This window comes from Sinomicrobium oceani, from assembly GCF_900119185.1.
GTDB classification, from domain to species: Bacteria; Bacteroidota; Bacteroidia; order Flavobacteriales; family Flavobacteriaceae; genus Sinomicrobium; species Sinomicrobium oceani.
Genome location: NZ_FPJE01000010.1, coordinates 1 through 14,276 on the forward strand (window position 1 = coordinate 1; position 14,276 = coordinate 14,276).

Sequence of the window (14,276 nt, forward strand, 5' to 3'; positions counted from 1 at the left end):
TTTTAAAAAAGCAGCGAACTCCTTTGTCATACGAGTGCCCTGCGCTACTAAATTCCAATCTCTTTCAACCACATGTCCACTATCCTGATCCAACCACCTCCTGCGCTTAACATGTAAAAAAACACGATGTCCTCGTAAGGGAAAATCTTGAATGGTAATCTCTTTATGGAAGCCCTTAGACATTAACCGACCGAAAGAGTTCTCTTTTGGAGGGGTGTTACGCTCCTCAAAATAAAGATGCATGACTTCACCATGCTTTTCGCTTTTTATCAAATCAAAGTAATCAACCAGGAAAGAGGGCAAAACCATTTTTATAAAGTCAAGATAATTGTCCAAGGTGCTTTTTTTACAAAGATCGAACCTTTACGCCAATTTCCCCACAACTTTTGAGATTGATCCATGGTCACTGCTGTTACCGCGCTTTCAGGCCCTGTACGTGCTCTTTACTGAAACAATCCTTAAATATCGGTTTTTCTTTTCCTGAAGACAAGGGGCGTATTCCCAAAGAGGCCGATCGGTGAGAGTTTTGGTCTCTATTACTATTAGGCTGTCCGAATAATTTTTGCCAGGAGATACATCGGAAATTAAAAATCAAAGCCCTGTAATAAAGAACAAAATGCGGAATGTCATAATTTTATATTTTTATATGACCCTGACGCATCAGTAAAACAAAAAGATGAACCATCGATTGTGCTTTGAATTCCTTTTTTAGTTTTTTAATTTCCTTTTCTATCGTACTCAGGCTATTAGGAGTGATCTCTCTCATCTTTAAGTAATCGGATATTTCCTGTTGATTATAGCCGTCTGCCATTTTTTTGATTACAATCTTTTGTACCCTGTTCATTTTTAAAATAGTTTAGATTAATGACTCCTTCATACGTCATGTCAAACAAACGGATGAATGCGTTAATTGTTGTATATGTTGGTTATTTAGGTTCTGCGAAAAATATTTAAAAATCACGATGTACGGAAATTAATAACTCCAAAAAACTCATTTTATGATTTTAAACCGCAAAAGTTTATTCGCAACGTGGTATTTGGCCCCTTTTGACGTACCTGTTTTCTTATTTATAATGATTTTTTTTGTAGTTCATACTATCATAAGGATGCTCTGGCACTAAAAATATTTTGTATTACGGATTTTCGTATGTGATATAGCACTAAAATCCGTATTTTTATTTGTATCTTTTTTCTTTCGTTAAATAAAAATACTGATTTATCGCCTGATATTATTCCTGTAAATGATGAAAACAATACGTGTCCATGCCAATTCGCCCTTAAAATTATTTGTAAAGATCAGCTCGGAGGCTGTAGTCGGGTCTTATGTAAGCCTGGATGATCAGGTTGTAAAGAGAAGCGGGTTATATGATTTTAATGTAGACCTGGGAAACAGTAATGATATAGCGGGAAGTCAACTCTCCGGGGCTTCAAACTTTTTCGTCGCTCTCGGGGATGCCGATGCTATCCGAAAACAGACCAAGGTCTTGTATGTGTTGAAGTGGGCGGAAGCAGAGGAAGAGTTCGGAGGGGATGTTGTTAAGATCAATGACAGCATCTTCATGGCTTATTTTGTTGTAAAACTGATCAACATCTAAACGATGAGATATGTATTTCTGATATTCGCTTGTCTTGCGGTTTTGTGGTGCTTCGGACAGGAAGCAAATACTATAGACCTGAGTGAGTTTCAATTGGAGAATAATACTTCTCCGGCATTCGTGCTTATAGGAGAAGCTCCCAGTGAAATTTATGTCCCTGAAAACCTGAAAGCACTGACCATTCATGCACTCAGTAATCTGGGTGGGAGCCTTTCCGTTGAGGTGAGCCCGTATTATTTTATCAATACAAAAAGTGAAGATCGCACATATTTCAGGTTTATTGGAGTGGAAAAAGACGGGGAACAGTATAAGCAAAAACCTTTTTCGGGACTCAATACGACGACGCTTTCGTTTGGTTATGCCAATAAAGAATTTGAAAATGTCGCCGAAGGGGAGCGGAAGACCTTTTCCATAGGGATACGGACCCGTTTATTGCGTTTTTATAATAAGGAAGAGGTTATCCGGTATTATGATGAGGTCTCTGCAATTCTTGCCGGTGTAGATTATCCTGTCGAAGTACTACTGAGGCTGCAGCAAACCGGGGACGAGGAGGAAAAGGCAGGGATGATTCGGGAGTTCTGGGATGTGGAGAAACTCAAAAAATACAGCAAGCCTGTAAAACCGGTGTTCCAGGTAGACGGAGCCTTGGGGTATGGTACGCTGTTTAAGGAGAACAGGATCGATTCGGGGACATTAAACCGCTTCGGGGCCTGGCTGACCTCAGCGTTCAGCCTTATTCTCAATAAAGGTGCTACCCGTAGTACTACGAACAATTATTTTAATGTGCTTGTCATCGCACGATACGTAGAAGACGGTTATACATTGGCAGCGGACAAGCTGTATTACCGGGATATCGGGGGGAAAGTGGCATTGGAGTTCGGAAACTTTTCTTTCGGATACGAGTACATCAAAAGAAATGGTACGGTGAGCAGCGAAAGATCCGTAGGAAACATAAGTTATGCCATCAATAAAGACATTACGCTTACCGGGGGGTTCGGAAAAGACTTTGCCGGAACGGATAATCTCTTTACGGTTTTCGGGATCAACTGGGGGATCAATATGGGTAAAAGTACCTTCTAAGGCATAGCTATATCCTTTTACGGCACCTTTTGAAAAAAGAAAAAATCTTATCGGTAACAGCGATATCCCGCTAAAGTTCACAGATAAGCCGGAGGAAAGAGCTGAAACCTTCTCCGGGATGTGTTATGGGAAATCCGGCAACATAGCCAATAGCCATTGAAGAAGATAGCCGGACTTTTACCTGTGGACGAAGGGTGGTAAAGACTTTTCCGGCATTAACTTCCTGGTTTATTTCTATTCCCGCAAAGTGTCCTTTGCCCATAGTGTAATGGAAAGAGGTATTGATCTGCCATAGGGTAACGGTATGCTCCTTAAAAACAGTGCGGATCACCGGTCCGGTATACCACAGGGAGTGGATGTGACGACCCCACCTTTTCGCCGCGATGAAAAACGGGTTATAGGCCGTTCCCGCTATAAGGTTTTCTTTGCCGTATTTTCGGAAGTCCGTCAGTTCGAGAATTTGGGCATATCCCAGAGCAAGGGTAGCACGGTGCTTTTCGGATACCCAGAAAGAATACTGGGAGGAAAACCGGAGGGCTTCCAGTTTGTTTCCCGGAACTTCAGAGGCGTTACCCCGGTTTCGGAAAAAAGAAAAATCGGCCTCTATTTCGAGTCCCAACCGGTGTACGGGGGCGAATTCATATTCGACAAGGAAAGCTTCGGTATAATAATTACTGTTACGGCGATAGTCTGCTCCTATGTTGATTTCTTTTTCTCCTTTCCGGGCACCGAGGTCGCGTACCAGATCGAGATAAAGCGGTTCTGCGTGAGACACTTTTGCAGGCAGTTCACGGACTTTTTCAACGTCCTGGCTGTGGATTTTCGCAGCGGTACATAGTAGTGCTGTCAGGTATAGTAGCACTCTTCCGGAATGTAATGGTCTGATCTTTTTCATACCGCAAATCAATAACCCGAAATAGGAACGATTTGGGAATGATCGCTATCGTATTATTTATTTTCCCGAAATACTGCTGATGCATTGAAATTTCAGTCATTGATATGATTCTCATTTTCGACAAATTATCAAAGCTCCCCTCTTCATCCCGATGGTCCCGATGTGTATCGGGATCGGGAGAAGAAGGGTGTCCCGCAAAGCGGGACGGGGAGTCTGACCTGGCCCAAGCGCCGGGATTATCCCTAAACTTTTATATTTCCCGTTGACCTGGGCTTTCTAACCCTCCGATTCCGATCAAAGACCGAAATCACCTCCCTTTATCATCCCGACTATCGGGAGGGAGGAGCTAACAAGCCTTAACCAAGATCAAATGTAAAAATGAAACGCTATGTGTAATTTGTTGATAAATATTGATTTACATTTTGAATTTAAAAATTAGCGCATCACTAGTATTCCCGAAACAATATTCCGGCAAATGCCCGGGAAGCCTTGTGTACCTGTACGGACCAGTCTTCTGCAGCTGCGCCGTCCGCACCGTCCGAAATGTATTTAAGGCATAGAAAAGGTATGTTTTCTTTCATGGCTATCATAGCCAGGGCGTAGGCTTCCATATCAACAACGTTATAGGCGTCGGTCTGGTGTTGTATCTCAAAACTGTCTCCGGTACCACAGGTTCCTTCCTGCAGGCCACCAAATTTTATACCGTGCTCAAGCAGCGGAGGTATTCCCGAAAGCGGAGTTTCGTATAAGGAAAAACCAAGGGGGCGGACATCCATATCCCGCTGTATAAACGTGTTGCAGCATATGACTTCCCCTCTCGGAAATGCATTGCTTCCAGCAGACCCCAGGTTGATGATAAGTTTGGGTTTTTGTCGCTGAATGGCCTTGGTCAGTTCAAAAGCGGCATTTACTTTACCGATACCTGTGATAAGTTTGTTGGTATGATCAAAAGCCGTACCGGCTTCCGATTCGAGGGCAAAAACAAATAAGGTCTCTTCCGTAGTGTACCCCTGTATGTCTTTTATTCGTGTCATCGGTTTTCCTGTTGTGCGGATATCAGGCACAAATTTAACAGAAATCAATCAAATCCGGTTGGTATGATGTAGAAAGCAACCCCGGAATAACCCAAAATAAAAGCGGGGTTTCCTAAAGTCCGGAAGCCCCGCCAGGTTTATATAAAACAATTATGGCCTATTGTAGCGATAACTTATTGATACGCATCTCGTACTCCTCAATAGCATCGCGTACCATGTCTACATTGTCCGAAGCCCTTTGGTGAGCATCTTCCATAACTTTTTCGAGTTTCGGGTCAGGTGCCTCGAATAAGTCCGTAATCACGTGGTTTATCTTATCAATACTGCTTTCCTGGGTATTTTTAATGTCTTCCAGTTTGGAAAGAATCTTACGCATACCCTCTAATTTATTGGCATCACTCATAATATGATATTTTTATGTAATTAAAATACTACTTTTTTTGCATTTTTCCAAATACAGGGGGGACGGGCGGCGCTGTCAACAGCAAAACATCACTCCCGCTACGGTTTTAAATTCCAAAAAAAACGGGCGAATAAAATACGGTTTTCCGCTTTTTGCCGTTAGATGTAATCCAGGGGCAGTATACTGATTTCAGCAAACAGAGAGGCCTGCTAATTCCGGAAGTATATGAAGCTAAAAATTATACTGACTTTTTGCGGTATCGTACTTATGGTGTTTTTGGGATTATTTTATTTCTCGTTGCGCAACAATACACAGGATATCAGTGGAAAGGAACCCTATCGCTTTGCGTTGCACAAGACGCTGCTAACGAAGCGAAAGGTAATCCTGGCCAGGAATCTTTCCGGACTTCACACCCCCAGAGAATATTTGCTGACGGAAGATCGCCGCCTTTCCGAGGGTATCCGGGAAATAGAAGTGGTCCCTCCGGGTACCGAAATGATTTTTGACAGGGCGGTGATGCATACCAATAAGACCAACGGACTGAGCCGTAGCCTGCTCATAGGAAGAGTATGGGTGAGATCTCTTGATAAGGAAGTGGTATTCGAATACGAGTGGGGTACATTATCCCGAACGTGCACGGAGCCCCCATGTGACCGCTAGGTTTTCCCTGCCGGGATCTGGCAGGATGAACCCGAAGCCGGAGAATACTTTGTGAAATGAAGTAATAGGCATCTTAGGAACGAGGCTATGGAAATAGTGCCTGGTTGTGTCAGATTTTTAGTAATTTGACCCCCGATAAAGAAACGGTCCTGTAATTTTTTTACCACATGGCATGGTGTGTGCTGCAAACCGGCATTCGGATCGTATAGTATACCGTGTCCGGAACAAGCGGCGGAAGTACGCAGGGAAGAGCCCTGCCGGAATCCGCAGAAAGAATTTATACTGTTTCTATAACCCTCTTAACCCGTAAAGCATGAAAGTATTTATCTCACGTCGTATCCCGGAAGATGTAGTCCGGCTCCTTCAGCAGGAGAATATGGAAATAGCATATAACAATTCCGATCGTAAATTGTCGCGAGAAGAACTGGTAGAAGCATGTCTTGAAGCCGACCTTCTCTTTAACGTGGGAAGTGCGGACCTGAATGCTTCTTTTATGGAATCCTGCAAACACCTGAAAGGTATAGCGCTGACCAGTGTAGGATATGATCATGCCGATCTCCATGCGGCGACCCGGTATGGTATCCCGGTATCCAATACGCCTGACGTATTGAGTAAAACTACGGCCGACACGGCGTTTCTCCTGATGCTCGCCACGTCGCGCAAGGCTTTTTACTGGTCCCGGCAGATAGAGCGGGGAGCATGGAAGGACAACGGTTTTTTGTATGAATTGGGCATCGAACTCAACAGGAAAACCCTTGGCGTGTTCGGTCTGGGCAGGATAGGGCTGGAGCTGGCCAAAATGGCGAAAGCGGCCTATGGGATGACTGTCATTTACCATAACAGAAGCCGGAATGCCGAAGCAGAGGAACTTCTGGATGCCAGGTATGTGAGTTTTGATGAACTTCTGGAAGAAAGTGATGTACTTTCCGTACATACCAACCTGACCCCGGAAACACAATATCGTTTTGATGCCGAATGTTTCCGGAAAATGAAAAAAAATGCGATATTCATCAATACATCCAGGGGAAAGGTTCATCATGAAAAAGACCTTATCCGTGCATTACAGGAAGGACAACTATGGGGTGCCGGACTGGATGTGACCGACCCGGAACCTATGCTTCCGGAAAATCCCTTACTACAAATGCCGAATGTATGCGTATTGCCCCATATAGGGTCTGCTACCTTGGAAACCAGGACAGCTATGGCTACCATGGCAGCCAAAAATCTCATTGCCGTGTACCACGGCGGAAAAATGCCACAGGTCGTCAATAAAAACGTTTATGAAAAGTAGCAGATATCTCAGATTATATGCTGTTGCCATAGCTTCTTAATTTTATTTTAATGGTATTCTAATCTCTTTTTTCTTCAAAAATCCCATCTTTACCCGATTAATTTTTTGGGAACGTAGAGAAGTCTTAAGTAATTCATAATTAACAAAGTATTGCCTTTGTTTTTATGAAAGAAATCGACTACATTCACCGGTTTTTAGAGAAATTGTGCAGGGTATGCCCCGATGTGTAATTTCCCGGATACGTTTATGCTTTTCAAAAATAATTGTTAAACTTTCACAGGTTGATAGTCTTACTGTTATTTTTGCCGGCATTTTGATCAGATACAGGATGTTATGGAAAAAATATTAGAAAATATCCGGTTGCGAATAAATGATAAGTTGTATCTTAAAGATCCGGAAACATCAAAATTGGGTAAAAAAATTCTCGGACACGGTATTCTTTTGATCGATGAGATCGGTTTCGAATCTTTCACTTTCAAGAAACTGGGGGAGCGTATAGGGTCTAACGAAAGTTCGGTTTACAGGTACTTCGAAAGTAAACATAAGTTACTGCTCTATCTTTCTTCCTGGTATTGGTCATGGGTAGAATATCGTATGGTACTTGCGACACTTAATGTAGAGGATCCTTTGAAACGTTTACACATAGGTATAAAAGAAATAACTGCGGAGATAACGGATGATGACAAAACCGCATTCATCAGGGAATCGGTATTGAACAGGATCGTTGTTTCCGAATTTACCAAGACATTCCTCACCAAGGAAGTGGATGCCGAAAACAGGCAGGGTTTTTTCCTGGTTTATAAAAGTGTGGTTAACAGGCTGGCCAACCTGATAGAAGATGTAAATCCGGATTATCCGTATATAAAAAGTCTGGCTTCTTCGGTTGTCGAGGGTGCTTTGCACCAGCACTACCTGAAAGATCATTTTACGACGATTACTGATTTTTGCGGTAAAGACAACGATGTTACCGCATTTTACATACAGAACATTAATAAAATATTGCTATGACACCAATGCAACGGTTTCGCAATTTGTTGCGTATAGATAAAAAAGATATTTACCAGATTATCCTGTATTCCATACTGGCCGGGATTATCAGTTTGTCGCTCCCGCTCGGAATACAGTCTATCGTGAATTTTCTCCAGGCCGGTAAAGTGAGTACCTCCTGGGTTGTACTGGTGATTATCGTAGTGGCCGGGGTAGCGATGGTGGGTATTTTCAGGATCATGCAGTACCGGATCACGGAAAACCTTCAGCAGAAGATCTTTGTACGGTCTTCTTTTGAGTTTGCCTATCGTTTTCCGAAGATCAGGTTCAGTAATCTTTATCCGTATTCCCCTCCCGAGCTTGCAAACCGTTTTTTCGATACGCTAACCGTACAGAAAGGGTTCTCCAAGCTGCTGCTGGATATTTCGGGAGCAGCATTGCAGATTCTTTTCGGAATTGTGTTACTGTCCCTGTATCATACTTTTTTCATATTCTTCGGAATTTTCCTGGTCGTTTTGCTCTACCTGATCTTCCGGATCAATTTTTATCCCGGCCTCTCTACCAGTCTGGAAGAATCGAACTACAAGTACAAGGTAGCGCACTGGCTTCAGGAAATAGCAAGGAATCATCTCAGTTTTAAGAACAATAAGCTTTTCGACTTTGCCCTGCACAAGAACGACAGGCTGGTAAACAGCTATCTCGATCAGCGGGAAAATCACTTCGGAATCCTCCGGAGACAGTTTATACAGCTTACGGGCTTTAAGGTGATTATTACTGCGGGACTGCTTATTATAGGGGGAATGCTGGTGCTTAATCAGCAGATGAATATCGGGCAGTTTGTGGCTGCAGAAATTATTATACTTACCATCATTACGGCGGTGGAAAAGTTGTTTTCCGGAATCGAACTGTTCTATGATGTACTTACCTCACTGGAAAAAATAGGTAAGGTGGTGGATATGGACCTAGAATCGAATCCGGGAGCAGAGCACAATAATTATATGCTCGATCCGGATGCCATGTGTATTGAAACAGAGAAACTGTCTTATAAATTTCCGAATGCAGAGAATTTCACCCTGAAAGAAGTTACCCTGAAAATCGATCAGGGAGACCGCATTCTTATCGACGGTGCCAACGGGGCGGGGAAAACCACGCTCATCCGTCTGCTGAGCAGGGTTATCGAACCGACCAGCGGAACTATTTTTATCAACAATACCAATTACAGCAAGTACGCTATAGATGATTACCGGTCGAATATCGGGACCATCACCATTAATGACAATGTTTTCGAAGGGACGATTATGGAAAATATTACCTGTAAAAACCCGGGTATATCCCTGCAGGAAGTTCAGCAAGTCATAGCCAATTTGCAGCTGACGGATTATATAAGGTCATTGCCCGACGGGTTGGATACTGTATTACACTCGGAAGGAAAACAACTGAGTTCTTCGATTATTCAGAAGATATTGCTCGCCAGGTGTATCATATCCGATCCTAAGATACTCTTCCTGGAAGAACCTCTGGAAAAGGTCGATGATTCTTCCGCACGCGAAATTATCGACTACCTGACAGCCGGTGATAAGACCTGGACCTTGGTGATTATTTCCAAAAATGAATACTGGAAAGAAAAGTGTAATAAGAAATTCTTCCTCAGTGAAGGAAAATTAAAAGGATAAGGAGATGTTGAATATTTCAGAGAACCGTATCGACAAGTTTGTGGATATGTCCAAATATAACTCTACGAAGATCTTTGCGGACAATAAGCACTACATGATCATCAGGAAAGTGGTTTGGGCAGTGGCCATCGTCATTCTACTGGTCTTGTTCCTGCCATGGACACAGAATATCAAGGGATCGGGATTTGTTACGACACTTCGTCCGGAACAGCGTCCGCAGACCGTCCATGCCGTCATTGGCGGAAGGATCGAAAAATGGTATGTACAGGAAGGTGAGTATGTAAATAAAGGAGATACCATTATGTTTATTTCCGAAACCAAAGACTCTTATTTCGATCCTAATCTCATTGCCAATACCGAAGACCAGGTAAAGGCCAAAGAAGGGGCTGTGGTGTCCTATACGGAGAAGGTCAATGCACTGACCATTCAGATCAAAGCTATCGAAAGGGAACAGGTTTTAAAGCTCAGGCAGGCCGAAAACAAATTAAAACAGAGTCGGTTAACAGTGAAAAGTGACAGTATCGACCTCCAGGCCATAAAAACGCAGCTCGGTATTGCCGAGACACAGTATAACCGGGCCTTTAGTCTGAACGAAGAAGGGTTGAAACCCATGACTTACGTAGAAGAGAAAAAAGTGAAATTGCAGGAAATGCAAGCCAAGATCATCACCCAGGAAAACAAATACCTGGCCAGCCAGAATGAAGTGATCAATGCCGAAATGGAACTGACGCGACTTAATGCCTCTTATGCGGAAAAACTGGCCAAGGCACAAAGTGATATGCAGACAGCGATGAGTACGCGCTTTGATACGGAATCGCAGGTGAGTAAACTCCGGTCGCAATACGCAAGCTATGTGATCCGTAATGGCATGTATTATATTACAGCCCCTCAGAATGGTTATGTAAACCGTGCCTTGCAATCGGGTATAGGAGAAACCATCAAGGAAGGAACGGCTATCGTAAGCATTATGCCGGCGAGTTTCGATATTGCCGTGGAGACCTATATAGAACCCCTGGATTACCCGTTGGTGCACAAAGGGGGGAAGGTACGTATCTGGTTTGACGGCTGGCCTACCATAGTGTTTAGCGGCTGGCCCGGCGTTTCTTACGGAACCTTCGGAGGTGTAATTGTTGCGAAAGAGAACTTTATCAGTACGAACGGTAAATACCGGGTACTCATAGCACCGGACCCCGAAGAGAAAAACTGGCCCGAACAACTCAGTGTGGGGGCGGGATCGCAAACCCTGGCCCTGCTCGATGACGTGCCGATCTGGTTTGAGATATGGAGGACGCTCAACGGTTTCCCCCCGAATTTCTATACCACACCCGGATCGGAAGGCAGTACTAACGAAAAAAAGAAATAAGAGCGTATGCATATACCCAGAGTGAAAAGAGCACTACCGGTCCTGTTTATGTTTTTTACCGTTATTGTTTTTTCAGGTACTACCGGAGCACAGGAGCTTTCCGATGAATTTACATACGAGGAGTTCCTCGCACATGTCAAAAAATATCATCCCATCGTAAGACAGGCCAATCTGGTACTCTCCGAATCGCAGGCCAAACTCCTCAAGGCCAGGGGGGCGTTCGACCCGAAACTGGAGGCCGATTTTTCCAAAAAGAACTACGATGATAAAACCTATTACTCCCTTTTCAACGGCAGTTTTAAAATACCCACCTGGTACGGTATAGAGATCAAGGCAGCCTTTGATAAAAACGAAGGAGTGTATATGAACCCGGAAAACTATGTGCCGCAGGACGGATTGACTTCATTCGGGATTACGGTTCCGGTGGGGCAGGGACTGTGGATTAACGATCGTATGGCCGAACTGCGAAAGGGGAAGTTCTATGTGGAACTGAGCAATTACGAGCGTACCCTGGCTACGGTAGAGGCTATTGCGGAAGCCTCGGAAGCTTATATGAACTGGAAGAAAGATTACGAAAAGGTCCTTCTCTATGAAGATTTCTACCAGAATGCCGTAGAACGCCAGGAATGGATCGTTAAATCCATCGTACTGGGCGAATTACCCCCCATAGACAGTGTGGAGTCCGGGATTGTTCTGAAGACCCGCAAGCTGGAATGGGAGCAGGCCCTTCTGAAACTGACTAAGAGCAGGCTTACACTCTCCAACTACCTGTGGACCGAAGACAATATCCCCCTGGAACTGTCCGAAGACATGGTTCCGGAAGAAGACCTCGAAAACCGTATCCTCGATGTGTTGGCCATAGATCCGCTCGCCGGGGAAACAGATCTTGAAAATCACCCCAAGATCAATGCGTTGTACACGAAGCTCAACATCCTGGAAGTAGACCGTAAATTAAAGGCCAACAGTATGCTTCCCAAACTTAGCCTGAGCTATAACTATATTTCCGAGCCTTCTTATATCGATGGGTTTCGTATGGAAGACTACAAAATAGGTGCCACCTTCTCCTTCCCGATTTTTCTGAGGAAGGAAAGAGCGGAAGTAAAACTGGCCGACATCAAACTCCGGAGCTCCGAACTGGGACTACAGTTCGAAAAAGAAGCGCTCAGGAACAAGATCAGGGCGCAATACAACGAACTGAATTCTTACCAGAGACAAATTGTTATCAATGAAGATCTCGTCGGCGACTACCGTCAAATGCTGGAAGGAGAAGTGAAGCTTTTTGAAATGGGGGAGAGTTCCATATTCTTCATTAATACCAGAGAAAATAACCTGGTAAAGGCCAGAGTGTCCGATATCGACCTGAAGAACACTTATTTTCTCGTAGCGATTGGCCTGTATAAGATCCTGGCTATGCCTGAAGAAGAATTTTTAAGCCAGCCTTAATTTTGTAAATTTATTTTTTACAGATGATTATGCATAGTGTTTTCTACTTATAGTTTAAGTGTTGATTCCCGCCGGACGGAGCAGGTGCCTCTTTGTAAAACAGTTTTTTTGCAGCTCCTGAGGCCCTATTCGGAGCTTTGACCGGGTATAGAACGCACGCCTGATAAATGACTTTGCCCTTTTACATCTTCCCGGGCTGTAAAACTTACTTTATTCGGATCCGGAAGTCCTTAAAACACTTCATTCTCTGGCTTTATTGGTTCGAGAATATAAAAACAGGGTCTCTTTTGTCAGAAATCAAAAGGGAATGTGTATTTGAAAATAACTTGTACTTATAGTTTATATACTATGTATTAATTTATTGAATAGTATGGAGTTTGTTGTTTTTTAAAATATGTATTCTCAATATGAGATTATGGGCTTTAGTCCATTTTGCAGGTGATCTTAAAGACTTATACACTTAGGCGGGGGTACCAATGGCCACAGGGAATTGCTTGTAAGTTGGTGTGGTTATATTCGGCGAAAAACAGGACAAGAAAAAGAAGGCTCTTTTTTTGGGATATCTATGCAAAGCTTCGTAATTTAGAGGTGGAAGTATCGGGAATTATTTGCCAGCCGTTTTCTCTTTTCCCGAAAAAGAACACTTCCGATAAAACACCACAACAGATATTTTGATGATTTTTTGTGTTCGGAAACGAGTCTTGGCACGGAATAATATGTTTTAATCTTGTTTATTATGATTACAAGACGGGATTTTATAACCGGTACAACCCTGGCTTCGGCCGCATTGGCTACGACCCATTGGTCGGCTGCATGGGCAGGCGAAAAAGCTACCCGGGAAACATCTGAAAAAACCAATACTATGAGATACGAATTTCCTTCCAAATTCGGGTTGGGCGGTGTAGCCGCCGGAAATGGCTTTAACGAAAACACGAACGAACAGATCACGGCAACCATGGGTGCTGCCTGGGATAATGGGGTACGCTATTTCGATACCTCCCCCTGGTATGGGCTGGGGTTGAGTGAGCGGAGAATGGGACATTTTCTCTTCGAAAAAAAACGCGAAGACTATATCCTTTCTACTAAGGTAGGACGCATCCTGGAGCCGGATGCGGGATTTACGCCCAATCCCGATCTGCTTTGGAAGGGAAAACTGAACTTTAAGCACCGTTATGATTATTCGGCTTCTGGAGTACGCAGGTCGGTAGAAGAAAGCTTACAGCGTATGGGAGTGTCTGCCATAGACATTGTTTTTGTACACGATCTGTCGCCGGATAACGGAGACCTGGGTGATCACTGGACAGAACAATTTGAAATAGCACGTAAGGGGGCTTTTCCGGAGCTCAGCCGCATGCGTGAGGAAGGAATGATCAAAGCCTGGGGGATGGGAGTGAATACGCCACAGCCGATAATGAAATGCCTCGAAGCAGCAGACCCTGATGTAATGCTCGTCGCCATACAATATTCGCTGATGACCCATAAAAATGCCCTGGAAGAAGTTTTTCCGGCTATGGAGAGAAGGAAGGTTTCCGCTGTTATAGGAGGGCCGCTCCATGCAGGTTTTCTCGCTAACAGGGACCGATATAATTACGGTGGAGAGATGCCGGCAGACCTGGTAACCAGACGTGATAAAATGAATACCATCATAAAAAAATACGATACGGACCTGCGCACGGTAGCCTTACAGTTTTGCGCGGCACACCCGGTAGTCGGTTCCGTCATTCCCGGTGCGAGTACGGCAGAACAGGCTGCGGCCAATGTAAAGTCATTTGCAGAAAAAGTTCCGTCCGATCTCTGGGCAGAACTCAAAGAAGCCCGCCTGATCGATGCCGGTGTTCCGGTCTGACCACAC

At 44.0% G+C, this 14,276-nt stretch carries 14 protein-coding genes; 9 read left to right on the top strand and 5 right to left on the bottom strand.

Annotated features, from left to right (window positions below; all coding sequences use genetic code 11):
* Together BT112_RS10100 and BT112_RS10105 are read right to left on the bottom strand one after the other, a co-directional pair.
* Positions 1 to 336: ISAon1 family transposase N-terminal region protein (locus BT112_RS10100; RefSeq protein WP_139276031.1), on the bottom strand; the 336-nt coding region annotated here is incomplete at its 3' end.
* A gap of 298 nt (positions 337 to 634) precedes the next feature.
* Positions 635 to 844: a hypothetical protein gene (locus BT112_RS10105; RefSeq protein WP_072317260.1), complete on the bottom strand. Its 210-nt coding sequence runs from the start codon at positions 842 to 844 to the stop codon at positions 635 to 637.
* Between the two features lie 397 nt (positions 845 to 1,241).
* On the opposite strand from BT112_RS10105, the gene BT112_RS10110 reads away from it, so the two are divergent.
* Positions 1,242 to 1,595, top strand: coding sequence for a hypothetical protein (locus tag BT112_RS10110; protein ID WP_072317261.1), 354 nt, complete (start codon positions 1,242 to 1,244; stop codon positions 1,593 to 1,595).
* A 3-nt stretch (positions 1,596 to 1,598) separates the two neighbouring features.
* Positions 1,599 to 2,675: a hypothetical protein gene (locus BT112_RS10115; protein WP_072317262.1), complete on the top strand. Its 1,077-nt coding sequence runs from the start codon at positions 1,599 to 1,601 to the stop codon at positions 2,673 to 2,675.
* Between the two features lie 70 nt (positions 2,676 to 2,745).
* On the opposite strand, the gene BT112_RS10120 is transcribed toward BT112_RS10115, so the two are convergent.
* From BT112_RS10120 to BT112_RS10130, 3 genes are all read right to left on the bottom strand, one after another.
* A complete protein-coding gene (locus BT112_RS10120) occupies positions 2,746 to 3,570 on the bottom strand; it encodes an HAEPLYID family protein (RefSeq protein WP_139276113.1) in 825 nt (274 codons plus the stop codon).
* A gap of 446 nt (positions 3,571 to 4,016) precedes the next feature.
* Positions 4,017 to 4,604 carry a 5'-methylthioadenosine/S-adenosylhomocysteine nucleosidase family protein gene (locus tag BT112_RS10125; RefSeq protein WP_072317263.1) on the bottom strand — a complete coding sequence of 196 codons (588 nt, stop codon included), beginning with the start codon at positions 4,602 to 4,604 and terminating at the stop codon, positions 4,017 to 4,019.
* A 157-nt stretch (positions 4,605 to 4,761) separates the two neighbouring features.
* Entirely contained in the window at positions 4,762 to 5,007 is a 246-nt protein-coding gene (locus tag BT112_RS10130; RefSeq protein WP_072317264.1) for a hypothetical protein, read from the bottom strand.
* A gap of 225 nt (positions 5,008 to 5,232) precedes the next feature.
* Here BT112_RS10130 and BT112_RS10135 point away from each other — a divergent pair, with 225 nt between their 5' ends.
* From BT112_RS10135 to BT112_RS10165, 7 genes are all read left to right on the top strand, one after another.
* Positions 5,233 to 5,667, top strand: a complete 435-nt coding sequence (locus tag BT112_RS10135) for a hypothetical protein (RefSeq protein WP_072317265.1) — start codon at positions 5,233 to 5,235, stop codon at positions 5,665 to 5,667.
* Between the two features lie 313 nt (positions 5,668 to 5,980).
* Positions 5,981 to 6,958, top strand: a complete 978-nt coding sequence (locus BT112_RS10140) for a 2-hydroxyacid dehydrogenase (RefSeq protein WP_072317266.1) — start codon at positions 5,981 to 5,983, stop codon at positions 6,956 to 6,958.
* Between the two features lie 333 nt (positions 6,959 to 7,291).
* A complete protein-coding gene (locus tag BT112_RS10145) occupies positions 7,292 to 7,966 on the top strand; it encodes a TetR/AcrR family transcriptional regulator (RefSeq protein WP_072317267.1) in 675 nt (224 codons plus the stop codon).
* Complete coding sequence (locus BT112_RS10150; RefSeq protein ID WP_072317268.1) at positions 7,963 to 9,618, top strand: peptidase domain-containing ABC transporter; 1,656 nt, start codon at positions 7,963 to 7,965, stop codon at positions 9,616 to 9,618. Before BT112_RS10145 ends, BT112_RS10150 begins: the two co-directional genes overlap by 4 nt.
* Before the next feature lie 4 nt (positions 9,619 to 9,622).
* Positions 9,623 to 10,981, top strand: a complete 1,359-nt coding sequence (locus tag BT112_RS10155) for an HlyD family secretion protein (RefSeq protein WP_072317269.1) — start codon at positions 9,623 to 9,625, stop codon at positions 10,979 to 10,981.
* 6 nt (positions 10,982 to 10,987) lie between these two features.
* Positions 10,988 to 12,424 (top strand): TolC family protein, encoded by a 1,437-nt coding sequence (locus BT112_RS10160; protein WP_072317270.1) that lies wholly within the window; start codon positions 10,988 to 10,990, stop codon positions 12,422 to 12,424.
* Between the two features lie 736 nt (positions 12,425 to 13,160).
* Positions 13,161 to 14,270 (top strand): aldo/keto reductase, encoded by a 1,110-nt coding sequence (locus tag BT112_RS10165; protein WP_072317271.1) that lies wholly within the window; start codon positions 13,161 to 13,163, stop codon positions 14,268 to 14,270.
* Positions 14,271 to 14,276: the final 6 nt, after the last annotated feature.